This is a genomic window from Streptomyces sp. NPDC048353, from assembly GCF_055587165.1.
The window spans coordinates 83945-106395 of record NZ_JBVJGU010000005.1 but is presented as its reverse complement, the minus strand read 5'-3'; the positions used below and the strand labels follow the sequence as shown (position 1 = coordinate 106395).

General features: G+C 70.7%; 27 protein-coding genes and 1 tRNA gene. 18 read left to right on the top strand and 10 right to left on the bottom strand.

The features are described 5' to 3' along the window. The first annotated feature begins 114 nt into the window (after nt 1-114). Complete coding sequence (locus tag ACZ6RC_RS19120; RefSeq protein ID WP_469584620.1) at nt 115-1569, top strand: serine hydrolase domain-containing protein; 1455 nt, start codon at nt 115-117, stop codon at nt 1567-1569. 415 nt (nt 1570-1984) lie between these two features. Here the strand turns inward: ACZ6RC_RS19120 and ACZ6RC_RS19115 are convergent, their stop codons facing one another. Beyond that, entirely contained in the window at nt 1985-2662 is a 678-nt protein-coding gene (locus ACZ6RC_RS19115) for a P-loop nucleotide/nucleoside kinase family protein (protein ID WP_469584617.1), read from the bottom strand. After that, nucleotides 2659-3414, bottom strand: a complete 756-nt coding sequence (locus ACZ6RC_RS19110) for a GntR family transcriptional regulator (RefSeq protein ID WP_469584614.1) — start codon at nt 3412-3414, stop codon at nt 2659-2661. The genes ACZ6RC_RS19115 and ACZ6RC_RS19110 overlap by 4 nt, the downstream gene beginning before the upstream one ends. Nucleotides 3415-3804: 390 nt before the next feature. On the opposite strand from ACZ6RC_RS19110, the gene ACZ6RC_RS19105 reads away from it, so the two are divergent. From ACZ6RC_RS19105 to ACZ6RC_RS19035, 15 genes are all read left to right on the top strand, one after another. Then, nucleotides 3805-4251 (top strand): protein kilB, encoded by a 447-nt coding sequence (locus ACZ6RC_RS19105; protein ID WP_469584611.1) that lies wholly within the window; start codon nt 3805-3807, stop codon nt 4249-4251. A gap of 135 nt (nt 4252-4386) precedes the next feature. After that, nucleotides 4387-4653: a DUF6284 family protein gene (locus ACZ6RC_RS19100; protein WP_469584608.1), complete on the top strand. Its 267-nt coding sequence runs from the start codon at nt 4387-4389 to the stop codon at nt 4651-4653. Continuing rightward, the gene (locus ACZ6RC_RS19095; protein WP_469584605.1) at nt 4650-5150 is read left to right on the top strand and encodes a Pycsar system effector family protein; all 501 of its coding nucleotides are present in this window, start codon (nt 4650-4652) and stop codon (nt 5148-5150) included. Before ACZ6RC_RS19100 ends, ACZ6RC_RS19095 begins: the two co-directional genes overlap by 4 nt. Beyond that, nucleotides 5147-6016 (top strand): DUF2637 domain-containing protein, encoded by an 870-nt coding sequence (locus ACZ6RC_RS19090; RefSeq protein WP_469584601.1) that lies wholly within the window; start codon nt 5147-5149, stop codon nt 6014-6016. Before ACZ6RC_RS19095 ends, ACZ6RC_RS19090 begins: the two co-directional genes overlap by 4 nt. Then, nucleotides 6016-6354 (top strand): RRQRL motif-containing zinc-binding protein, encoded by a 339-nt coding sequence (locus ACZ6RC_RS19085; RefSeq protein WP_469584598.1) that lies wholly within the window; start codon nt 6016-6018, stop codon nt 6352-6354. Before ACZ6RC_RS19090 ends, ACZ6RC_RS19085 begins: the two co-directional genes overlap by 1 nt. Beyond that, entirely contained in the window at nt 6351-6728 is a 378-nt protein-coding gene (locus ACZ6RC_RS19080; RefSeq protein WP_469584595.1) for a DUF6251 family protein, read from the top strand. The genes ACZ6RC_RS19085 and ACZ6RC_RS19080 overlap by 4 nt, the downstream gene beginning before the upstream one ends. Before the next feature lie 75 nt (nt 6729-6803). Then, nucleotides 6804-6965, top strand: a complete 162-nt coding sequence (locus ACZ6RC_RS19075; RefSeq protein ID WP_469584591.1) for a hypothetical protein — start codon at nt 6804-6806, stop codon at nt 6963-6965. Beyond that, nucleotides 6965-7147 (top strand): DUF6257 family protein, encoded by a 183-nt coding sequence (locus ACZ6RC_RS19070; RefSeq protein ID WP_469584588.1) that lies wholly within the window; start codon nt 6965-6967, stop codon nt 7145-7147. Before ACZ6RC_RS19075 ends, ACZ6RC_RS19070 begins: the two co-directional genes overlap by 1 nt. A gap of 89 nt (nt 7148-7236) precedes the next feature. Further along, nucleotides 7237-9357 carry an FtsK/SpoIIIE domain-containing protein gene (locus ACZ6RC_RS19065; protein WP_469584584.1) on the top strand — a complete coding sequence of 707 codons (2121 nt, stop codon included), beginning with the start codon at nt 7237-7239 and terminating at the stop codon, nt 9355-9357. 303 nt (nt 9358-9660) lie between these two features. After that, nucleotides 9661-10563, top strand: a complete 903-nt coding sequence (locus ACZ6RC_RS19060) for a bifunctional DNA primase/polymerase (protein ID WP_469584581.1) — start codon at nt 9661-9663, stop codon at nt 10561-10563. Further along, nucleotides 10560-10958, top strand: a complete 399-nt coding sequence (locus ACZ6RC_RS19055) for a hypothetical protein (protein WP_469584578.1) — start codon at nt 10560-10562, stop codon at nt 10956-10958. The genes ACZ6RC_RS19060 and ACZ6RC_RS19055 overlap by 4 nt, the downstream gene beginning before the upstream one ends. Further along, nucleotides 10955-12118, top strand: a complete 1164-nt coding sequence (locus ACZ6RC_RS19050; RefSeq protein ID WP_469584574.1) for a DUF3631 domain-containing protein — start codon at nt 10955-10957, stop codon at nt 12116-12118. The genes ACZ6RC_RS19055 and ACZ6RC_RS19050 overlap by 4 nt, the downstream gene beginning before the upstream one ends. Before the next feature lie 202 nt (nt 12119-12320). Next, a complete protein-coding gene (locus tag ACZ6RC_RS19045) occupies nt 12321-12539 on the top strand; it encodes an excisionase family DNA-binding protein (protein ID WP_469584571.1) in 219 nt (72 codons plus the stop codon). A gap of 84 nt (nt 12540-12623) precedes the next feature. After that, nucleotides 12624-13901 carry a tyrosine-type recombinase/integrase gene (locus ACZ6RC_RS19040; RefSeq protein WP_469584568.1) on the top strand — a complete coding sequence of 426 codons (1278 nt, stop codon included), beginning with the start codon at nt 12624-12626 and terminating at the stop codon, nt 13899-13901. Nucleotides 13902-13989: 88 nt separating this feature from the next. Continuing rightward, nucleotides 13990-14598, top strand: a complete 609-nt coding sequence (locus ACZ6RC_RS19035) for a hypothetical protein (RefSeq protein WP_469584565.1) — start codon at nt 13990-13992, stop codon at nt 14596-14598. Between the two features lie 69 nt (nt 14599-14667). On the opposite strand, the gene ACZ6RC_RS19030 is transcribed toward ACZ6RC_RS19035, so the two are convergent. From ACZ6RC_RS19030 to ACZ6RC_RS19015, 4 genes are all read right to left on the bottom strand, one after another. Beyond that, nucleotides 14668-14752: transfer RNA gene (locus ACZ6RC_RS19030), tRNA-Ser, on the bottom strand. A 137-nt stretch (nt 14753-14889) separates the two neighbouring features. Beyond that, the gene (gene tadA, locus ACZ6RC_RS19025; protein ID WP_469585702.1) at nt 14890-15318 is read right to left on the bottom strand and encodes a tRNA adenosine(34) deaminase TadA; all 429 of its coding nucleotides are present in this window, start codon (nt 15316-15318) and stop codon (nt 14890-14892) included. A gap of 62 nt (nt 15319-15380) precedes the next feature. Next, nucleotides 15381-15923, bottom strand: coding sequence for a tRNA adenosine deaminase-associated protein (locus tag ACZ6RC_RS19020; protein WP_469584562.1), 543 nt, complete (start codon nt 15921-15923; stop codon nt 15381-15383). Between the two features lie 215 nt (nt 15924-16138). Further along, the gene (locus ACZ6RC_RS19015) at nt 16139-16348 is read right to left on the bottom strand and encodes a hypothetical protein (RefSeq protein WP_453616246.1); all 210 of its coding nucleotides are present in this window, start codon (nt 16346-16348) and stop codon (nt 16139-16141) included. Nucleotides 16349-16438: 90 nt separating this feature from the next. Between ACZ6RC_RS19015 and upp the strand changes: the two genes are divergently transcribed. After that, nucleotides 16439-17074 carry a uracil phosphoribosyltransferase gene (gene upp, locus ACZ6RC_RS19010; RefSeq protein ID WP_391139790.1) on the top strand — a complete coding sequence of 212 codons (636 nt, stop codon included), beginning with the start codon at nt 16439-16441 and terminating at the stop codon, nt 17072-17074. 103 nt (nt 17075-17177) lie between these two features. On the opposite strand, the gene ACZ6RC_RS19005 is transcribed toward upp, so the two are convergent. Beyond that, entirely contained in the window at nt 17178-17810 is a 633-nt protein-coding gene (locus ACZ6RC_RS19005) for a LytR C-terminal domain-containing protein (RefSeq protein WP_469584558.1), read from the bottom strand. A gap of 131 nt (nt 17811-17941) precedes the next feature. Then, nucleotides 17942-18238: a type II toxin-antitoxin system VapB family antitoxin gene (locus ACZ6RC_RS19000; RefSeq protein WP_009067182.1), complete on the bottom strand. Its 297-nt coding sequence runs from the start codon at nt 18236-18238 to the stop codon at nt 17942-17944. Between the two features lie 106 nt (nt 18239-18344). Here ACZ6RC_RS19000 and ACZ6RC_RS18995 point away from each other — a divergent pair, with 106 nt between their 5' ends. After that, nucleotides 18345-19922: a helicase HerA-like domain-containing protein gene (locus ACZ6RC_RS18995; RefSeq protein ID WP_469584555.1), complete on the top strand. Its 1578-nt coding sequence runs from the start codon at nt 18345-18347 to the stop codon at nt 19920-19922. Nucleotides 19923-20025: 103 nt separating this feature from the next. Here ACZ6RC_RS18995 and ACZ6RC_RS18990 read toward each other — a convergent pair whose 3' ends face one another. Beyond that, nucleotides 20026-21588, bottom strand: coding sequence for a M28 family metallopeptidase (locus tag ACZ6RC_RS18990; RefSeq protein ID WP_469584552.1), 1563 nt, complete (start codon nt 21586-21588; stop codon nt 20026-20028). Nucleotides 21589-21704: 116 nt separating this feature from the next. Next, entirely contained in the window at nt 21705-22316 is a 612-nt protein-coding gene (locus ACZ6RC_RS18985; RefSeq protein WP_469584549.1) for an HhH-GPD-type base excision DNA repair protein, read from the bottom strand. Nucleotides 22317-22451: the final 135 nt, after the last annotated feature.

The window sequence follows — 22451 nt, the reverse complement described above, 5'->3', positions numbered from 1 at the left end:
GCCGCTTGGCGTCCCTCACCGTAGCCGACACCGTACGCCTGTTGCGAACGCTGACTCTTGATGCGTACAGTGTGCGCATCGAGGAACGCTGTACGAATCAAGGGGGAGTAGACCGTGCCGAACCACGTGACATCCGACGAACGAGGCAACTGGAGCGCCGCGGGGGCGTGGGGGACCCGGAACTCGGCGGGGCGGAAGCTGGACCTCGCCCGCTGGCAGGCCCGCCTCGACCGGCTCTGCGCCGAGCACCACGTGCCGGGAGCGTCCTTGGCCGTCCTCGTCGACGGGACCGTCCACGCATGGGCGAGCGGCGTCCTGCACCGCGGCACGGGCGTGGAGACGACGACCGACTCGGTCTTCCAGATGGGCTCGATAGCCAAGATCTACACGGCCACCCTGGTGATGCAGCTCGTCGAGTCCGGCCGGTTCGAGCTGGACGCACCGGTCACGGACGTGCTGCCGGAGTTCTCGCTCGGCGACCCCGAGGTGACCAGGATGATCACCATCCGCCGGCTGCTCAGCCACACGAGCGGACTCACCTGCGACTTCAACCACGACAGCGGGCGCGGCGACGACTGCCTGGAGAAGTACGTCGAGGCCGCGAAGGCCGTCGCGCTCGACTGCCCGCCCGGCAGCGCGATCTCGTACAGCAGCGTCGGCTACAACGTGCTCGGCCGGATCGTCGAGGTGGTGACCGGCAAGACGTGGGACGAAGCGCTCAAGGACCTGCTGCTGACCCCGCTCGGCCTCACCCACACCATGACCCTGCCCGAAGAGGCGCTGCGCTTCCGCGCGGCCATGGGGCACCTGGGCGAGCCGGGCGAGGATCCGGCACCGGCACCGCAGTGGGACATGATGCCGCGATCGGCGGGCCCGTACGGCAGGGTCATCGCCTCCGCGGGCGATCTCGCCCGGCTCGCACGGATGCACCTCGCCGGCGGCGTGGCCGAGGACGGCACCCGGGTGCTCTCCGAGGAGTCGGTCGCTCTCATGCGACGCCGGGTGGTGGACTGCCCCGACAAGTGGACGGTCAGCTCGGACGGTTGGGGTCTGGGCTGGACCCTGTACGACTGGAACGGCGTCGAGGGCTACGGCCACGACGGCGCCTCCATCGGCCAGTACGGCTACCTGCGCGTGGTGCCGTCGGCCGGCGTCGCCGTCGCCCTGCTCACCAACGGCGGTGGCGCGCGTGAGGTGTACGCGGCGCTCTACCGCGAGCTCCTCGCCGATCTGGCGGGAGTGACCATGCCGGAGCCCTTCGCCCCGTCGGCCACGCCGCCCGCGGTGGACTGGGAACCCCTCGTGGGCACGTACCGGCGCGAGGGTGTGGTCATCACGGTGACCGAGAAGGACGGCGCCGGGCACGCGCTCTACGAGTTCGTGGACGGCATGAAGGACCTCTCCAAGCCCCTGGGGATCGACCTGCTGCCGGTCACGGAGACGGCCTTCGCCGGCACGGGTGTGGGTTCGGCCTTCAGCACGGACTACACACCGGTGGTCTTCTCCGTCCTGCCCGACGGCACCCGCTGCGTCTACATCGGCATGCGCTGCGCCCCCAAGGTCGCCTGAACGGCCCGACGACGTCTCCGCGGCCCGCACCTGTCGTGACCTGAGCGGCGGTGGTGGGCGGGACCCCCGGGCCGCGGGTGCAACTCCCCTGCTCGTCCCGGGGGATGAGGGAAGCGCCGCGGCCACGGCCGCACTCCGCTTACACGAAGAACACCCCTCCGACCGCATTTCTGCGGGTCGAAGGGGTGTTTCTGGCGGTAGCGGAGGGATTTGAACCCTCGGTGACTTGCGCCACACTCGCTTTCGAGGTCTGTTCGTGCTGGTCAGGGGGTCATTCAGGTCAGTTCAGCCTGGTTCATTCGCGCGTTCCCGCGAGCCGAGTGAACCGCGCTGGACTACTCCGGACGGGGATGAATGAGACGGAAACTGAGACGGAGAGCGCCTACCTGACCTGCGCGTCTGCGCCTCTGGCAGGTCAAGGGCGAGAGTCGTCCAGGGCCGCGATCACGGTCTCAGGGTCACCGTCGTACGACAGGTGGGGTTCGTCGGCCTGAGGGGGGATGAACCGGGTGCGGTATCGCTGTAGGTCGCTCTCGGAGAAGTAGATCGAGTTCGGATCGTTCGCGTGGAACTCGTTGCGCGTACTGATCCGCTCCCACAGCTCTTCATGGCTGGCTTCGAGGTAGACGAGCACAGGGGTCGCGTCGGCGTCACTCGCTATCGCTCGCCACTTGGCCCGGTCCTCCGGTGTCCAGAAGCCGTGGTCAACGACGACATCGTGCCCTGCCTTGAGCTTCTCCCTGAGATCAGCCGCCACGTCTTCTAGGACCGGACGCTCAAGGGTCGGGAAGACACCCCGGGGGAAATCCACTCCATAGACGCCATGCCGACGGAACATTTCTTCGTCCGGGCACAGCCGCACGAACCCGCGATCGGTGAGCGCGCGGGAAAGGGTGGTCTTGCCGGAGCCGGGGAGACCGGCCATCAGGACGCAGAGTGGCGGGCGTGGAGGCATGGATCTCGTCAGGGTCCGGGAGATGGCAGCCACCTCCGCTTCGGCTTCGGGCGTGATTGTGCCAGCCCTGCCGGCCGCCAGGTGGGCGCCAAGCCGGGCTTCGAGCACATTCGTGAGCGTGTCATCCATGACCGTCACGAGACCTCCGATTCCGTGCGCCACGTCCGGCCGGGTCCCCCAAGGTCTACGCCGTACTCCACGATGTTGCCCTCACTGTCGACGAACTTTGCCGTCATGACGACGACGGGGGCCGTGGGCAGGTTGTCGGCGTCCAGTTCCAGGAGCTGCGCGTGCTCCGGTGTCAGCAGGGATGCAGAGGCGGTGTCGATGCGGTGGCTGATCGGATGGCCGGTTGCCTCGGCAATGAGCTGGAGCGACGTACCCCCAGTCAGGCGCTCGCTCTCCGCTAGCTGGGGGATCAGCTTGCCGTACCGGGCCGGAATCCACGACGTGCTGTGAGCGACGATGCCGTGCCGGTCCCTATATACGCGGCTGCGGCGGACCACGTCCGAGCCGGGCTGAATGTCCAGCGCTTGCGCCACGTCGGCGGGCGCGGGTACTACGGCCGCCTGGTGCGAGTCGGACCTCTCGCCGTCTCCCCAGCTAGACCCGGTACGACGCCCCCGGTCCTGCCGCTGAGAGCCCGAGGACATGGGCGCCGGCTGGTCGAGAACCTCGGTGCCAATGCCGTGGATGCCTCGCACGAGCCCATCGTTGCGCAGCTTGCGCAGGGCCTTTTCGGCGGTAGCGGTGCTCACCTTCCACTCTTCCGCGAGGTTCTTGATGCTCGGCAAGAGGGTGCCCGGCTGTAGCTGGCCGGTCGAAATCAGCTCTGTGTAGTGGGCAGCGATCTTCGCGTACGGCGCCCGATTGTCGGCCTGGCCTGCCATGTCGCCTGCTCCCTGTCGTGACTTCCCTGAGGTTCCCTAGCTTACTGCTTGACACCGCAGGGAACCCTAGGGAACCTTAGGGATGTGCCCGCCGGTCGGTTCAACTGGCCAGGGGGTGCGGGACGTCGACGTGCCCAACTCAGGGCCGTTCGAGGTCAAGGGGCCCGGGACAGAGCGGGCCGAGGGTCCCGGGTCCCTGGTCAACCGGAGGGCAAGGCCGAAAGGCCGCCGTCTCGCAGCCTGCAACGGGAGCGCGCTCCCGAAGGCGAGACAGGAATGACGAACGTCGCCGCGCTGCTACACGGCGGCCGGTTGCCTCCTCCGCCCGTCTCGTACGGGCGGGGCTGAGGGGAGCCGGAATTTCCCGGACTACTTTCAAGGGAGTGCACTGTGGAAGCTGTTGTCACCAGCGTCATTGCGGTCCTCGGCACCCTGCTGGGTGCGGTCGTCGCCGGGACCCTTCAGCACCGACTGGCCCGTGAGGCGCGGGCCGGTGAGTTACGCCGTGAGCGCCTGACGGCCCTGACCGGCCTGATTGCCGCGCTCGCTGATCACCGGCGGGCCATGTGGGCCCGCGAGGACATGCGGCTGAGGGGCGCCGACGCCGCCAGTTACGAGCAGGCGCGGGCCGCTAGCCACGCCACACGATCCACGATCACCGCTCCGCTCACGGCCGTGCAGATTCTCGCCCCGGTGCTCGCCGATCGGGCCGACGCGGCGGCTCGCGCCGTCTACGGCCTGCGGCACGCCGCCGACGCCGACATGCTCACCGCCCGCCGCGAGGAAGCGATCGAGGCGGCCGAGCGGCTGGTGAAAGCCGCCGCCACCGTGATCTGACCACAGCCCCGAATGGTCGAAGGCCGGGTTCGACTCCCGGCCGGGGCGCTGCCCGCGCCATAAGGCGAGAGGCCCCGGAGGTGCAACTCCGGGGCCTCGGTTCGGGCCGTTCCTTCTCGAAGGGAGCACGACCCAATGAAGTCCATCGCTGCACTTCAGGCCGTCGTTACGGCCGTCCCGTTCGACGGTGAGCCGTCGGGCGCGGAGCTGGACGCGATCGAGAGCGAGATGCCGCTGATCCTGGCGGAGGTCGACCTGCTCGACGCGCAGATCATGACCCTCGACCGGCCGGTCACCGAGCTGGACGCCCGCCGGATCCGCAGGGCCCGCAACCGGGTCATGGCGGCCCGCCGGGACCTGACCAACCGCACCGGCGTAGTCCAGTCGGGCGGTGCCGCATGAGCACCCAGCCCAACGTTCCGCTCACGTCTGAGGCGCGGGTGGAAGCGAACCTGACCGCCGCGCACGCGGAGGTGAAGGCGGAGATCGCCCGCACCGACACCAAGGCGTCACTGCTCCTGGCGTTCGACGGCGCGGCCCTCGCCGCGTGCTGGACAGCCGTCACCGGCCTGCGCCTCCCGACCGCGTCCCTGGTGGTCGCTGGTGTCGGTGTCGCGCTGCTGGTCGCCGCCGCCGGCGTGCTGCTCGCGGTGGTCCGCCCCCGGCTCGGCGGCCCGGCGCCGGTCGGCTTCCCCCGGTGGGCGACGCTCACGGCCGAGGAGATCCGGGCCGAGCTGCGCGGCGATCACCGGCCGCAGGACATCGCGGCGCTGGCCCGGATCGCGGTGGCGAAGTTCGCCCGACTCCAGAGGGCCGTGGATCTCACCCGCGCGGCCGGCGTCGTGTTCACCCTCGCCGCCGTGATCGCCGTGGCGGCGCGGATCGGCGGTGGGGCATGAACCGCGCGGGGAAGACGCTGCTTGTTCTCGCCCTGGTCGTCGTGGTCGGCATGGCGTTCCGCGTCTCGTGGAACGCGCTGCGGGACGTGGCCACCGCCGTGGGGGCGGACGAGACCGGCGCGAGGCTCTACCCGTTCGTGGTCGACGGCCTGATGGCCCTCGCCCTGGTCGCCACGCTGGTACTGACCGATCGGGCGGACAAGCGGTTCGCGCTGCGGGTCCTGGCCGCCTACACCGCCGCCTCACTCGTCCTCAACTTCGTCCACGGACTCGTCCCCGAGCTGCACGGCGAATCGGTCGACTGGACCCGACTGGCCGACTGGGACCCGGTCAACTGGCTGCTCGTCCTACTCGCCACCTCCCTGCCGGTCGGGTCGATCTACTTCGGCTCCGATCTCGTCGCCAAGGTCCTGCACCATCGACCGGCCGACCCCGCCGATGCGGAGGAATCGACGCAGATCGATACAGAACGGTCTACCTCTGACGTGGCGGAACCCGCCCCAGAGCCAGTCCCCGCGCTGGTCGAGCCGGTCGCTATCGAGCCGCCCGCACCGGTCGATTCCCCGCTCGATGAGGAGTCGACTGATCGGGTCATCGTGCGTGCGGTCGCGGCCGAGCAGTCGGCCCCGCGTCGGGCGACCGGTCGGGTCCCCGAGGCGGCCCGATCGACCCGACCGCGCCGCACGGCCGATGAGCTGCTGGCCGAGGCACGGCAGTTGACCGAGTCGTGGCCCATCGAGCAGTTGACCGCCGAAGGCATCCGCAAGGCGCTGCGCACTTCCCCGGACAGGGCCCGGATGCTGCGCGAGACTCTGCGGGCCGAGCGGCCCGCCGGGCAGGTGGCTGAGCCGGTCGCGGTCGCGTGATGGGCACCGTCCCCGTCTACCGGTGGCGTCTCGCCCCCGATGGGTTGGCGACGTTCCGGCAGTTGCGTGCGATGGGGCTGCGCCCGGCCGGTCAGCCGGTCGTGGCGCAGCTCGAACGCCCCCGCCGCCGGCGGGGGCCGCTGGTCGCCTACCTCTACCGGATCGACCAGGCCAAGCCCGTACGCCCCATGACCCCCGCCCGGTGGGCGGCCCTGCGACGGGCGAACGCCGCCCGGCAGATCTGCCCCGAGTGCCGCCGGGATGCCGGATACCGCATCCCGCCTTCCCTCGGCATGTGCACCCCCTGCGCCTTCCCCGAGCAGCCAGAAGGGACATGACCGTGAACCATCTGCCCGAGCCCGCGCCCGTGGTGCGGCTCCCTGACGGCACCTACGTCTACGCCGACCACCTGCCCGCGCCCCTGCCGGCCGCGCCGCAGGTGGTCCACCAGCACATCCACCAGGCCGCCCCGGACCGCACGGTCCAGCGGCTCGCGCTCGGCTCCGGGGTCGGTGCCGGAGCGGTCGCCGCCGGGGTCTACTTCGGCCCGCTCCTGGTCGGCGCGCTGACCGCGATCGCCGCCAATCTGGCGATCCTGGCATTCCTCGCCGTCGTCCTCGCCTGGGGCGTCGTGTCGGTCGTGAAGACCGTGGGCGGCACGGACGGTAAGGCTGCCGCGAAGACGGTCCGCAGGGCTCGTCGCCGTCGCTGACGGCTGCCTGTCCGCCCCGGATGCCCGGGGCGGGTGGGGAGCCGGACAGACCGGCCCCGGAAGGGAACGTCTGCTGTGACCAGCAACGAGTACCGCGAACGCGCCGAGAAGCTCCTGGCCGCTCAGGTCTACCGCGACCAGTGGCCCGGGATCGTCGCCGAGGCCGCCGTGTGGGCCCAGCTCGCCCTCGCCGCCGCCCTCACCGAGACCGTCGCCCAGAGCGCGGAGGTGAAGTGATGGCCGATCACCCCAAGCTCACACCGGGCGAGCACGCCCGGATCGCGTGGAACGTCGCCCGCATGGCCAAGCGCTCGATCGCCGGGGAGAACGTCCACCAGGCCGACCTTGAACGCAAGGTCGAGCGCGTCATCGAGGGCGCCCGTAAGCGCGCCGAGAAGGACGCCAAGCGCAAGAAGTAGCGGTGCCCCGGGGCGGCCGACAGCCGCCAAGCATCCCGACCGCCCCGGGCCCATCCCTCCACCCTTACGAGCAGCAGGAGAACCCCAGCATGACCGAGAACGTCATCCCTCTGTTCAAAGACCCTCAGACCGACCAGCCCGCCGCCCCGCCCATCCTCGCCGCCGTTGCGCCCGTGGTGGAGCCGGTCAAGCCGGTCCGGGTGTGGAAGCGAACCGGCCGCGCCGTCGCCGACGTCGTCACGCATGACCGCACGAAGGGCGCCGGCCGGGCCGTCGTCCGCCACGGCTCCTACGTCCTTGGCGGCACCCGGATCGTCACGCGTCGGGCGTGGGACGGCCGGACCGGCGCCCGCTACGAGCGGCTGCTGCGTGCGGCCGAGGCGGCGGGCAACTACGAAGCCGCGGGCGACTGGGAGGAGCGTCTGCACCGCTTCCGCGAGCAGCGGCACAAGCGGCGCATGGATCTGCTGATGGCCCCGGAGAAGCTGGTGAAGGGCGCCGCCTACGGCGCCGGCGGCGGCATCGGCGCGCTGGTGGCGATCGGGGTCGCGCTGGCCATAGCGAACAAGGACATCACCGACGTCGTCACCCCGCTGATGGCGCTGGTGGAGCTGATCCGGCTGTTGGTCACCCTGGTCACGATCCTGTGGGGGCCGCTGGTCGCGGTCGGGCCGTGGCTGGCGCTGGCGGGGGTGTGGGCGGTCGGCCGGCACCGGGGCGCCGCCCCGCAGTGGGCCCTCCCCGCCCACTCGCGCAGCGACGATGCCGGGGCGCCGATCACCCCGTCCATCGTCGTCACCGCCCTGCGGGACCTGGGCATCGCGCCGCTGCGGAACGCCATCAAGGAGATGGGCGACGCCGGGGCGGCCATGCTCGGCCCCATCCGGATCGCCGGATGCGGCGTCGAAGTCGACGTCACCCTCCCCTCGGGCGTGTCGACGGCGGAGGTGCGGGCACGGCGCAAGAAGCTCGCGGAGAACCTCAACCGGCACGAGCACGAAGTGTTCATCACGATCCCCGAAGCGGCGCGCACGGTCCGGTTGTGGATCGCCGACTCCGGCGCCCTGGACGAGCCCATCGGACCGTCCCCGCTCACCACGGACGAGACGATCAGCGCCGACTACGCCAAGGGCAAGGCCCCGTGGGGCCAGGACCTGCGGGGGGACGCCGCCGAGCTGAGCGTGTATCAGCGTCACCTGCTGATCACGGGTAAGTCCAACCAGGGCAAGACCGCCGCCGTGCGCTCCCTCGCCCTGTGGCTCGCCCTGGACCGCTCCGTGGAGTTCCGGATCGCCGACCTCAAGGGTGTGGGCGACTGGGGCATGTTCGACGGGATCGCCACCGTCCTGATCCAGGGCCCGACCGATGAGCACGTCATCGAGGCCACAGAGATGGTCGAGGCCGTGGTGGCGGAGATGGAACGGCGCATCCAGGCACCCCCCGGCACGAAGTTCACGCCGCTGATCTGCCTGGTGGACGAGGCGCAGGTGGCGTTCATGTGCCCGGCCGTCGGAGACGACAGGCGGCCCTACGGCGGCACCAAGGCCACGTCCCGCTACTTCCAGGCCGTCCGTAAGGTCCACAACCAGGGCCGGGCCGTGGACGTCCTGATGTGGCAGGGCACGCAGGACCCGACCGACCAGAACCTTCCCAAGCTGGTCCGCGAGGGCGCCCACACCCGCGTCTCCCTCGTTCTCGGCACCGAGTCGCAGGCCCGGATGGCGCTGGGCGACAGTGCCGTTGACGGCGGCGCCGCACCGCACATGCTCCGCCAGGGCCTGGACAAGGGCACCGTCGTGGTCGCGTCGGACGGCATCAAGATTCCCGCCGGGCAGCCGTCGATCACCGTGCGCACGCACTACATCGACACCGACACCGCGACCGCCATCGCCGAGCGGGCCAAGGCCCGGCGCGACGGGGTCACGACCCTGCATGTCATCGATCAGGGCGAGGAGCGCGACGCGCTCGCCGACATCGCCACCGTCCTCGGTGACACCGCCCGGGTTCTGACGGCTGACGTGCTCAAGCGGCTGTCCGCGCTTAGCGAGAAGACCTACGGCACGTGGACGCCCGGCGACCTCAAGCGCGTTCTGGAGGACGCCGGCGCCGAGCCGTACAAGTCCGATGGCCGCATGGTCGTCGGCCGTGAACGCGTCGCCCGCGCCCTCGCCAACCGCACCCCTGAGGGTTCCACTTCCGCCGAAGCGTGACAGGGAAGCGACCCCCCCAACCGGCAGGGAGGCAGGGAGAACTCCCTGAACCCCTCCCTGACCCCCTCTCTGGCCCTGACCTGCGAAAACAGTCGATCAGGGAGGCAGGGAGACACCCCGCCGCCACCTGCGGGAACCCCCTCCACAAGCCATCCGGCAGGGGGTACCTCCGCCTCCCTGACCCACCGCAAGCCGTGGTTCCGGTTGTGGTCCCCACGAACGCCGAGAGCGGCCCACATACGTCCGCCAAGACCGGGCCGCTCTCGTCCACCAGCCCCTGTGAGAGAACTGGAGACATCCAGCATGACCCATGACCCCCGTCTAGCGCTGCTCCGCGCAGCGCTGGACGCAGCCGAGCGCGGCTGGCCCGTCTTCCCCTTACGGCCCGGCGACAAGCGGCCTGCTGGCCACCCCGAAGCGAACTGCCCCGGCACCGGCCGGTGCGCGGAGGGGCACCGCAAGCCCGAGGAGCGCGCCACCACCGACCCGGAGCTGATCCGGGCCGCGTGGAGCGCGCGGCCGTACAACGTTGGGATCGCGACCGGCCCGGCCGGGCTGCTCGTGGTCGACCTCGACACGCTCAAGGCGAAAGACCCGAAGGGGACGCCTGACGGCGCCGCTTCCTTGCAGGCGCTCTGCGAGCGCGCCGGGCAGGCTGTCCCCGCCACCTACCGGGTCCGGACTGCGAGCGGCGGAGCACACCTGTACTTCACCGCCCCGCCCGGAATCCGCCTGACCAACACGGCGGGCAAGCTCGGCCGGCACATCGACACCCGCGCGTGGGGTGGATACGTCGTCGCCCCCGGCTCCATTGTCCCCAGCGGGTCGTACGCCGTTGTGGACGCTCTCCCGGTCGCCGACCTTCCCGCGTGGCTCGTGGAGGCTCTGACTCCCTCACAGCAGCCCGTACGGCCGGTCACGCTGTCCATGCCGAGCCGTAAGAGCCGGTACGCGGATGTGGTGCTGGAGCGCGAGACCGCCGCCGTCGCCTCTGCCCTGGAAGGGGGCCGTGAGGCGGAGTTGTTCCGGGCCGCCCGCGCCGTGGGCCGGTTCGTCGCGTGGGGCGACCTCGACCGGCACGTGGTCGAGGAGGCTTTTCAGGCAGCGGGGGCGGCGGCGGGGCTGCGGCCGGCCGAGTGCCGCTCGACCCTGCGCAGCGCCCTGAACTGGTCCATCCGTACCGCCCGGCCCCGGGAGACGGCATGAACCCCCGCCCCACTCCCCGCCGGAAAAGCAACCCCCCGAACACCGACCGCGCTGCAGCCGCCGAACGGCCCCGGCACCTGCGGCTGGTAGGCGCCCCGAAGGGCGTCGCCGAAGGCGTCCCCTCTGCTCTCCTCTCGGACCCCGGTGACCCGACACCGGATCAGCCCGGAATCCGCATCTACGCGGCGCCGGTATACCGCTCGCACTACGACGGCGCCCGGTGGTCCAAGCGCACCGACGGCGCCCCGAACGCCGCGTACGCCTGCGCATGCGGGCAGACCGGTACCGCCACCGGTTTGGACACCGTGGCGGTCCTGGTCGCCGAGTACGACCACCACAAGACCACCTGCACCGGGACCCGGGTCCCGCTCACCGAAGGGAGGGGTGCCGCATGAGCGAGCAGCCCATTGACGGCGCCACCTTGCTCGCCGAAGTCGAGACCTTCCACCGACGGTTCAACGTCTTCCCCCGAGAGGCCGCCTACGTCGCCGTGGCCCTGTGGGACGCCCACGCCCACCTGATCGACGCGTTCGACTCCACGCCCCGCATCGCGTTCCTCTCCCCGGAGCCGGGGTCGGGCAAGTCCCGCGCGCTGGAGATCATCGAAACCCTCGTCCCCAACAGCATGGCCGCCGTCGACGCCTCCGCCTCGGCTCTCTTCCGCGCCGTGTCGGGCGTGGACGGAGAGCGGCCCACGATCATCTTCGACGAGATCGACACCGTGTTCGGGCCGAAGGCCGGGGACAACGAACAGCTCCGGGGCTTCCTGAACGCCGGGCACCGCCGGGGGCGGCTGATGTACCGGTGCGTCGGCGACGGCTCCAACCAGACCGTGCAGGGCTTCCCCTCGTACTGCGCCGTGGCCGTCGCCGGACTCGGCTCGTTGCCCGACACGATCCTGACCCGCTCCGTCATCATCCGGATGCGCCGCCGGGCCAGGAACGAGAAAGTCGAGCCCTACCGGATCGGCGACCACGAGAAGCAGGGCCACGCCATCCGCGACCGGCTCGCCAAATGGGCCGACCAAGTCCGTGACCGGGTGGGCGGCGCCCGACCCGTCATGCCGGACGGGGTCACCGACCGGCCGGCCGACGTGTGGGAGCCGCTGCTCGCCGTCGCCGACGCCGCCGGGGGCGACTGGCCCGAACGTGCTCGCGCCGCCTGCGCCGAGTTGGTGAAGGCCTCGCAGACCGACGACAAAGGCTCCCTCGGCGTCCGACTGCTGACCGACCTGCGTGACCACGTCCTGATCGGTATGGACAAGCTCCCCACCGTCGCCATCCTCGACCGCCTCAACGCCCTGGAAGACGCCCCGTGGGCCGACCTCCACGGCAAACCGTTGGACAACCGCCGCCTGTCCAAGATCCTCCGCGAGTACATGACCGGCGACAACGAACCCATCGTCTCGCGCAACATCCGCACCGCCGGCGGGATCCTCAAGGGCTTCTTCGCCAAGGACCTCCACGACGCCTGGACGCGCTACTGCCCGCCGCCCCAGGAAGCCGCTACAACCGCTACGCCGCTACAGCCCAGCTCAGACCCCCTCTTCGCGTAGCGGCACATCCGCGTGTAGCGGCTACACCGCCACGCTCCGGACGCCCCACCCGGGACCGCCGCGAGCGGGCCGTAGCCGCTACACCCAACCTTCCCGCTACACAAAACCCGCCGCTGACCTGCGATGTAGCGGCGTAGCGGATGTAGCGGACTTCTCAGAAGGGGGCCAAGAGCCTCCCCTCACTACGTCAGAGGAGCACCGCATGGACGCGGCCCTTTCCGAAGTGACCGTTGATTCCACGCTCGTCCTGCTCACCGTCGAAGAGGCGGCCCGCCGACTCCGCGTCGGCCGCACCACGTGCTTCGCCCTCATCCGATCCGGAGCGCTGGAGTCCCTGATGGTCGGCGGACTCCGACGCGTTCCCGCCGACGCCCCCGCCGCCTACGTCGCCCGACTCCGCACGGAGCAGCGCGCGGCCTGATTGCGCCGCCTCACACCGGAGCGCCATCCCACCAGGGAGGGCGCTCCGGTCTTTCCACCCAACCCAACCTGAAGGAGTCCGCCAGTGGCGGAGGACAAGAAGCGCACTCGGCAGCCCAACGGCCGGTCCTCGATCTATCTCGGCAAGGACGGGAAGTGGCACGGCCGAGTGACGGTCGGCATCCGGGACGACGGCAAGCCGGACCGCCGGCACGTCGAGCGGAAGACCCGGGCCGAAGTGACCGAAGCCGTACGCGAGCTGGAGCGGCAGCGCGATGCCAAGACCGTGAAGAAGCCGGGCAAGGCGTGGACGGTCAACACATGGCTGACGCATTGGATCGAGAACATCGCCCCGCTCAGCGTGAACGAGAACACGATGGTGGGATACGGCGCCGCTGTACGGAAGCACCTGATCCCCGGACTCGGTGCCCACCGCCTTGACCGGCTCAAGCCCGAGCACATCGAGACCTTCTACGCCGCGATGCAGGCCAAGGGCAGCAAGCCCGCCACCGCGCACCAGGCACACCGCACGTTCCGGACCGCGCTCAACGAGGCGGTACGACGTGGACACCTCGGACAGAACCCCGTACGTCTCGCCAAGGCCCCACGCGTGCGGGAAGACGAGATCGAGCCGTACAGCGTCGAAGAGGTCCGCAGCTTGCTGCGGGCCGCCGACAAGCGCAGGAACTCGGCACGGTGGGCCGTGGCCCTCTCGCTCGGGCTTCGGCAGGGCGAGGCACTCGGGCTCAAGTGGACCGATGTGGATCTGGACGGCGGTGTCCTGATGGTGCGTCGCAGCCGTCGGCGCCCGCGCTACGCCCACGGGTGCGGCGACACCTGTGGCCGGAAGGCCGGGTATTGCCCGGAGCGGAAGCGCACCAACCCGGAGACGGCCGACACCAAGTCCCGTGCCGGGCGCCGGGCGGTCGGGCTCCCTCCACAGCTTGTGGACCTGCTTCGGACGCACCGGAAGCGGCAGGACGTCGAGCGGGCGACGGCCGGTGACAGGTGGACGGAGGAGGGCTGGCTATTCGCGACGGAGGCCGGTCGGGGCACTTCGCCTCGAACGGACTACGACGGCTGGAAGGAACTTCTAAGCGACGCCAAGGTGCGGGACGGTCGGCTGCATGACGCGCGACATACGGCGGCCACGGTCCTGCTCATCCTCGGAGTGTCTGAGCGTGCCGTGATGGGGCTCATGGGCTGGTCGTCCACATCCATGGCCGCGCGATACCAGCACATGGTGGATACGGTCCGCACCAACATCGCCCGGCAGGTCGACGGGCTCATCTGGCAATCGGGCGCAGAGGGGCCGGGCGACGAAAACGGCGCGCTCGGGGGGACCTCTGTGCGGACCGACTGAACAGAACGTGAGGCGCCCGCGGCTGGGCGCCTCACGCTTGCCTCTCAACTTCCTGCGGGCTGCCGGTCACTCGCGGCATTCTGCAGCCATGGATGCGGAGATAGTGGCGCTCGTGACTGCTGGAGTCGGGCTCCTGGGGGCAATGGGTGGTGCTGCCATCGGGGGCATGGCGGCTACGCGTGGAGCGCGCATCGGGGCGGAAACGGCGGCAAGGGCGACGGAGAAGCAGGTGCGAGAACAGGCTCTCAACGAACATGAGCACTGGCTGCGAGAGCAGCGCGTCCAGGCTTACAGGCAGTTTCTTGTCGCATACGACGAGTACGCAACAGCCGCCACGCAGATGAGCAGCATGCTGGATTGGCTCAGGAGTGACGCTAATCCGAATCCGGTCGATGTTGGAGCACCAGCAAACGCAGTCACTAGCGCTTACGTGCTCATCAAGATGCTTGGGCCTGAGGACGTTCGGGGTCCGGCCACGGAACTATGGGAACGCGTGCACGAGGGCTTCGCCTGCCTGTCGAGGTGGAGGAAGGCGTTCATTCGACAGGATGACGAAACGTCCGAACAGGCTAGGGCCGAATGGGAGCGCCTGGGCAGCATGGGGAGTCTGCACGGTGCTTTCGTTCAGGCGGCGACCGAAGCAGTGGCCAAACCAGAGGCAGCGCGACGTGGTGAATCCTCCATCCCCAGTGCGTAACTGAGACGGAAACTGAGACGGAGTACTACGAAGGGCCCGGTCCATCGGACCGGGCCCTTCGTCTACCAGCGGTAGCGGAGGGATTTGAACCCTCGGTGACTTGCGCCACACTCGCTTTCGAGGCGAGCTCCTTCGGCCGCTCGGACACGCTACCGAGAGAGAGCTTAGCCCAAAGGTGCCCCTGCGATGAAATCCGTATCCCCCCGCAGGTCACGGAGGTGTCGGGAGGGCCCGGGGCGGGGAGCGGACGGCGTTTCAGAAGGCGTCTCGGAAGGCGTCCCGGAACGCGGCTCAGAGGGTGCGGAAGAAGGCCGTGAGCTGCTGGGCGCACTCCTCGCCGAGGACGCCGGCGATCACCTCGGGGCGGTGGTTCAGCCGGCGGTCGCGCACCAGGTCCCAGAGCGAGCCGGCCGCGCCCGCCTTCTCGTCGTACGCGCCGAACACGACGCGCTCCACCCGGGACTGCACGAGCGCCCCCGCGCACATCACGCAGGGCTCCAGGGTGACGACGAGCGTGCAGCCGGTCAGTCGCCAGGCGCCGGTCCTCGCCGCGGCCCGGCGCAGCGCCAGGACCTCGGCGTGGGCGGTCGGGTCGCCGGTCGCCTCGCGTTCGTTGTGGCCGGTGGAGAGGAGCTCGCCGTCGGCGGACAGCACGAGCGCGCCGACCGGTACGTCACCGGCCGGCGCGGCCCGATCGGCCTCCGCGAGAGCCATGCGCATGGCATCCCGCCAGGGGTCCCGTACGGGGTCGTGCTCCGGGGCGGGCCCGGGTCCTGCGGGGGTCACAAGCGAACGGTCTCCAGCACCTCCGCGGCGCCGAGCGCGTCCGCGATGTCGGCCAGCGCCTCGGTGTCGAGCGCCAGCAGTTCCTTCTCCGACAGGCCGAGGTCGGCCAGGATCTGCCGGTCGCCGACCGGGGCGGCCGGCACGGCGTCGGCGGCGACGTCCGGCGCCGCGTCCGGGTCCTCCTCGTCCTCCCGGTCGAGGGGCTCGCCGTCCTCCGTGCCGTCGAGGTCCAGCGCGTCCAGGTCGTCGGCGTCGTCCAGGTCGTCGCCGAGGAGTTCCCTGGTGAGGATCTCCCCGTACGAGGAGCGGGCGGCGGCCGCTCCGTCCGACACGTAGATGCGAGGGTCGTCCTCGCCCTCGACCCGGAGGAGGCCGAACCAGGCGTCCTCCTGTTCGATGAAGACGATGACCGTGTCGTCGTCGACCGCCGCCTCACGGGCCAGTTCGGTCAGATCCGACAGGGTCTCCACATCGTCGATCTCTGTGTCGCTCGCTTCCCACCCGTCTTCGGTGCGCGCGAGCAGTGCGGCGAAGTACACCGTGACTCTCCCACTGATCAGAGGTGTGACGATCCGGCGGTGCGCTCCTGGTGCCCCGCCCAATCGGCATCGTGGCAGAAACGGCGGCTTCAGGAGAGGTCTTCGGCTCTTGCGTCGTGCATCAGTCTGATCGAGACGGCGAACGGACGGGCGTACGGCCCCGGCGCGCGGACGGCGCACGACCGCGCCCCGCGAGCCTCCGACCGCCGCCCGGGTCACCAGCGGAAGGTCCGCATGCGCATCGCCTGGCGCATCCTGGCCGCCCGCGCGCGCCGGGGCTGGACGCGGTCGCGCAGCGCCTTCGCCTCGTGCAGTTCGCGCAGGAACTGGGCGCGGCGCCGACGGCGCTCGGCGTCGGTCTCCGGCGGCTCGTCGTGCGTGTCCTTCGTCTTCTTCGGGTCCTTCGTGTCCTTCGTGTTCGGCATGGGCCACACCACCCCGCGACTGGGTTTCCGTGCACCCCCACCTTCCCTCCACGGCATGGGTTGATGCCAGTCCCGGTTACTGTGGTGACCATGCGTCTCCACGTCGTCGATCACCCGCTGGTCGCCCACAAGCTCACCACTCTGCGCGACAAGCGCACGGATTCCCCGACCTTCCGCCGTCTGGCGGACGAGCTGGTCACCCTGCTCGCCTACGAGGCCACGCGGGACGTGCGCACCGAGCAGGTCGACATCGAGACCCCCGTCACGCCGACGACCGGTGTGAAGCTGTCGTACCCGCGTCCGCTGGTGGTGCCGATCCTGCGCGCCGGTCTGGGCATGCTGGACGGCATGGTGCGGCTGCTGCCGACCGCCGAGGTGGGTTTCCTGGGCATGATCCGCAATGAGGAGACGCTGGAGGCGTCGACCTACGCGACGCGGATGCCGGAGGACCTCTCGGGCCGCCAGGTGTACGTCCTGGACCCGATGCTGGCGACCGGCGGCACGCTCGTGGCGGCGATCCGGGAGCTGATCAAGCGCGGTGCGGACGATGTGACCGCCGTGGTGCTGCTCGCCGCCCCCGAGGGCGTCGCGATCATGGAGCGCGAGCTCGCGGGCACCCCGGTGACGGTGGTGACGGCCTCGGTCGACGAGCGTCTCAACGAGAACGGCTACATCGTCCCGGGTCTGGGCGACGCGGGCGACCGCATGTACGGCACGGCCGACTAGTCCCGGCCGAGGCTGGTACCGGCCGCTGCCGGTGCCGTCCCCGGCCGGACCGGCCGGGGGTGTGAGCCTCGGGGGGCGGCCGTCGGCGGTGCCTCGTGCCGTCTCAGCACTTACCGGCGGGCGCGGGCTTGGGCTTGTTCAGAGCGACCAGGGCCGCGTCCGCCGCCGTTTTCGGGTCCAGGGCCTTGAAGGCGGTCCCCAGGATCAGGTCCACGTCCGCCGTGGCGCGGGCGTCCGTCTTGGTGGTGGCGGTCTTCAGCTGGGTGCCCAGCACGGGGAAGGCGCCCTTGGTGGCCCCGGGGGCGGCCAGCAGGATCGCGGCGCCGGGGACCTTCTTGTCGTAAGCGACGGGCGCGTTGCCGACCTTGCCGATGGTGAAGCCGCGCTTCTTCAGCTCGTCGGCCGTCGACTTCGCGAGGCCGCCGCGCGGGGTCGCGTTGTAGACGTTGACGGTGATCTGGGCGGGTTTGGGGAAGGCCGCGACGGCGGCGGCGGTGGGCTTCGGGGCCGGCTTGCAGTCGAGGCCCGCGCCACGGGCGGCCGTCGTCTTCGTGCCGTCGCCCGAGAAGACCTGGACGAGCTGCAGGGTGCCCCATCCGGCGGCGCCGAGCACGACCACTGCGGTGGCGGACGCGATGACGATCCTGCGCCGGCGGCTGGGGCGGCGCATGCGCGGGTAGGTGTCCCCCGTGATGCGGTACTTTCCGCCCATACCGGGGGGAGTGAGCATGCTCATGAGCGCAGCGTAATGCCGCTCGTCGGGGATGCCTACTGGATGATCATGTGATCGCGTCCGGATGGGTGGAAGTGGCCCCGAAAGGGTCAGTGACGAGGCCGAGCGCCTGGGCTCGATCCGGACGAAAGGCCCTAGTCCATTTCCAGCACACGGGCGTGCAGCACCTGCCGCTGCTGGAGCGCGGCGCGGACCGCGCGGTGCAGGCCGTCCTCCAGGTAGAGATCGCCCCGCCACTTCACGACGTGCGCGAAGAGGTCGCCGTAGAAGGTGGAGTCCTCGGCGAGCAGCGTCTCCAGGTCCAGCTGGCCCTTGGTGGTCACCAGCTGATCGAGGCGGACCGGGCGCGGCGCCACGTCCGCCCACTGCCGGGTGCTTTCCCGGCCGTGGTCGGGATACGGCCGCCCGTTACCGATGCGCTTGAAGATCACACGGAAAGCCTACCGGGCGAGCGGCTCCCGGCGCAGCCACGAGGGCGCGGTGGGATGCTGGGGCGAACCGCCGCAAACCGTCGTAAAGCCCGGAACGGGGTCCTCCATGAGCGTGCGTGAACAGCCTCTGAACGGGGAGAGTCCGCAGGTCGCGGAGATCGCGGCGGGATACGCCTTCGGCGGGGCGGCACTCGAATTGGGGGCGCTGCTGTGGGACGGCGCGTGTCACCCGGACGTGCCGGTCCGGGTCCCGCTGGCCATGCTCAACCGCCACGGCCTGGTCGCCGGAGCGACCGGCACGGGCAAGACGAAGACCCTCCAGCTCATCGCCGAGCAGCTCTCGGCGCACGGTGTGCCGGTCTTCCTCGCCGACATCAAGGGCGACGTCTCCGGCGTCTCCGCGCCCGGGGAGGACGGCGCGCGGGTCCGGGAGCGGGCGGCACAGGTGGGGCAGGCGTGGGAGGCGAAGGGGTTCCCCTGCGAGTTCTACGGGCTCGGCGGGAGCGGCCCCGGCATTCCGGTGCGGGCGACGGTGACCAGCTTCGGGCCGGTGCTGCTGGCGAAGGTGCTGCAGCTGAACCGGACGCAGGAGCAGTCGCTCGGCCTGATCTTCCACTACGCGGACTCCAAGGGGCTCGAGCTGGTCGACCTGAAGGACCTGCGGGCGGTGGTGGCCTTCCTGGTGTCGGACACGGGGAAGGCGGAGCTGAAGGGGATCGGCGGTCTCTCGACGGCGACGGCCGGGGTGATCCTGCGGGCGCTCACGGCGTTCGAGCAGGAAGGGGCGGGCGGGTTCTTCGGTGAGCCGGAGTTCGACACGGGTGAGTTCCTGCGGACGGCGGAGGACGGGCGCGGGGTGGTGTCGGTCCTGGAGCTGCCGGCGGTGCGGGACAAGCCGCGGCTGTTCTCGACGTTCCTGATGTGGATGCTGGCGGACCTCTTCCACGACCTGCCGGAGGTCGGGGACCTGGAGAAGCCGAAGCTGGTCTTCTTCTTCGACGAGGCCCATCTGCTCTTCGACGGGGCGTCGCAGGCGTTCCTGGAGTCGATCACGCAGACGGTGCGGCTGATCCGGTCGAAGGGGGTCGGGATCTTCTTCGTGACGCAGACGCCGAAGGACGTGCCGGGGGACGTGCTGGGGCAGCTGGGCAACCGGGTGCAGCACGCGCTGCGGGCGTTCACGCCGGACGACGCGAAGGCGCTGAAGGCGACGGTGCGGACCTTCCCGAAGTCGGGGTACGACCTGGAAGAGGTCCTGACGAGCCTGGGGACGGGCGAGGCAGTGATCACGGTCCTGAGCGAGACGGGCGCCCCGACGCCCGTGGCGGCGACGCGGCTGCGGGCGCCGGAGTCGCTGATGGGTCCGGTGGAGGCGGCCGCCCTGGAGGCGGCGGTGCGGGGGTCGGCGCTGTACGGGCGGTACGCGGAGGCGGTGGACCGGGAGTCGGCGTACGAGCGGCTGACGGCGGCGGAGACGGCGCCTGCCGCGGAGACGCCGGCGCAGGGAGAGGCGGCGAAGGAGAAGGAGCCGGGGCGTCCGGCCGCGCCGCGCGAGGACCCGTCGGTCGTGGAGCAGGTGGTCGGCAGCGGCGTCTTCACCTCCCTCGCCCGCTCGGTCGGCACCCAGCTGGGCCGCGAGATCACCCGCTCCCTCTTCGGCACCACCCGCCGTCGACGCCGCTAGCGCCGGGGGGCGGACGGGACGACTGCGGCCCGGCGCGCGGGGATCGCGTGCCGGGCCGCCGGGGTCGTGCGGGGCCTGGCCCCGGACCGAGTGCGCCCGAGGGCTACTCGGTGACCTCGTGGTCGTGGCCGTCGTGCAGGCCTCCGCCGCTGCCCGCGTCGCCGTCCGTCGGGGTGGAGACGACCGGCTTGCGCAGGGAGCTGATGTCGTGGGCGTAGGTGCCCACGGCGTTGGCGATGACGTCGATGTTGACGTCGAAGGCCGTCATGTTGATGTTCGACAGGTCGTCGCCGGCGGCGTGGTAGTTCACGTCGTACGCGACACCCGCCGTCCCGCCGAACTTCGCCGCCTGCGCCGCCGTCTTGATGCCCTCGGCGCCGGTGAAGGTGCCGCCGGACGGGATGCCGACCTCGATGAACGGGCCGTAGTCCGAGCGGCCCGTGAAGTCCGTACCCTCGTGCGGCTTGCCCTGCTTGTCCAGGAAGTCGTTGATGTCGCGCTCGAGCTGCGCGGAGCCCGCCGGGCCGGCGCCCGAGCCCACGCCGTCGGAGTTGTCGCCGTCGTAGACGAAGAGGCCGTAGTTCGGCGAGGCGATCATGTCGAAGTTGAGGTAGAGCTTGACTTCCTTCTTGTCCAGCTCGCTCATCTTCGCGACGTAGTGCTCGGAGCCGAGCAGCCCGTTCTCCTCCGCCGACCACCAGGCGAAGCGGACCTTGTTGCGGACCTTGTCCTTCGACTCGGCGAGTTCCAGGGCCGCCTGGAGCAGGCCGGCGGAGCCGGAGCCGTTGTCGTTGATGCCCGGGCCCGCGGTCACCGAGTCGAGGTGCGCGCCCAGCATCACGGTGTTGGCCGCGTTGCCGCGCTTGGTCTCCGCGATGACGTTGTTCGTCGTGCGGTTCTCCTGGAGCTGGCGGATCTCGAAGGAGACGGTGACCGGGCCCTTGGCCAGGTCGGCGGCGAGCTTGGCGCCTTCCGCCTGGGTGATGCCGCCGGTCGGGATCTTGCCGGCCGCCGGCTCGCCGAGGGTGCCGGAGAGCACGCCGTCCGCGTTGTTGTAGATGATCGCGCCGGCCGCGCCCGCGGCCGCCGCGTTCTCCTGCTTGACGGCGAAGGCGCAGCCGCCGCGCTGGATCAGCGCCACCTTGCCGGTGAACGCGCCGGCGGCGAAGTCGCCCGGCTCGCACCCGGTGGTGCCGTCGGCGTCGACCGGGACGGCGGCCAGGGCGGCCTTGATCCCGCCGACCGGCGTCGACTTGGTGTACGTCATCGCCTTGATGTCGAGCTCGCGCGGGGCGGGCGAGACGACGGACGCCTTCTCGGCCAGCGTCTCGGTGTAGACGAAGTCGAACTTCTGGTACGAGACGTTGTAGCCGGCCTTCTTGAGCTGCTGGTACACGTACGCCGCGGAGGCGTCGTGTCCGAGCGAGCCGGCGGCGCGGTGGCCGCCGGTCGAGTCGGCTATGGCCTGGAACTTCTGCAGGTGCTTGTAGGCGCCCGCGGCGGACGTCTCGCGGACGAGCTTCTTCGCCAGCTTCGCGGCGTCCCGTGCGGGTGCGGCCCCCGGGTCGGCGGTGGCGGTGGCGGGGGAAGCGGCGGCCAGCAGGAGCGGGGTCGCGAGTGCGGCTGCGGCCAGAGTGGCCGCGGCTCTGCGATGGGATGCGTTCACAGAGGTCCTTCCCGGGTGCGAACGAGGATGAGGGGAAGTTAGCGATCTCTGGCGGTCCCTGTGAACAGCTTGGTCGCAATTCCTGTCACTTTTAGCAGGATTGACATCCGGAATCATCAATTCCCCGTAGGTTTCGCGGCTTTCGCCGCTTTCTCGGCCTTCGCGGCGGCCTTCGCCTCCTGCTTGAAGGCACGCACCTTCGCGAGCGACTCCGGCCCGGTGATGTCGGCGGCCGACCGGTACGCGCCCTCGTCGCCGTAGGAGCCCGCGGCCTCCCGCCAGCCCCCCGGACGCACCCCGTACTGCTTGCCGAGCAGGGCGAGGAAGATCTGCGCCTTCTGGACCCCGAAACCGGGCAGCGCCTTCAGCCGCTCCAGCAGCTCCTTGCCGGTGGCCGCGTCCGACCAGACCGCCTCGGCCTCACCGCCGTACTCGTCCACCAGGAACCGGCACAACTGCTGGATCCGCTGCGCCATCGACCCGGGGTAGCGGTGCACGGCCGGTTTGTCGGAGAGGAGCGCGGCGAACGCCTCCGGGTCGTACGCGGCGATCTCCCCGGCGTCGAGGTCCTCCCGGCCGAGGCGCCGCGCGATGGTGTACGGACCGGAGAACGCCCACTCCATGGGCACCTGCTGGTCCAGCAGCATGCCCACGAGCGCGGCGAGCGGGGAGCGGCCGAGGAGCTCGTCGGCCTGGGCCTGCTGGGCGAGACGGATCTGGGTTCTCATACTCCGATGATCGCGCGACGGGCTGCCCGGCGCGCGGGCTGTGGACAAACCCTTCACCCGTCCGCGAAACGCTCCAGCGCCGCCAGGATCCGGGCCCGGGTGGCGTCGCCGCCGAGGTGGCCCTTGCCGGCCTTC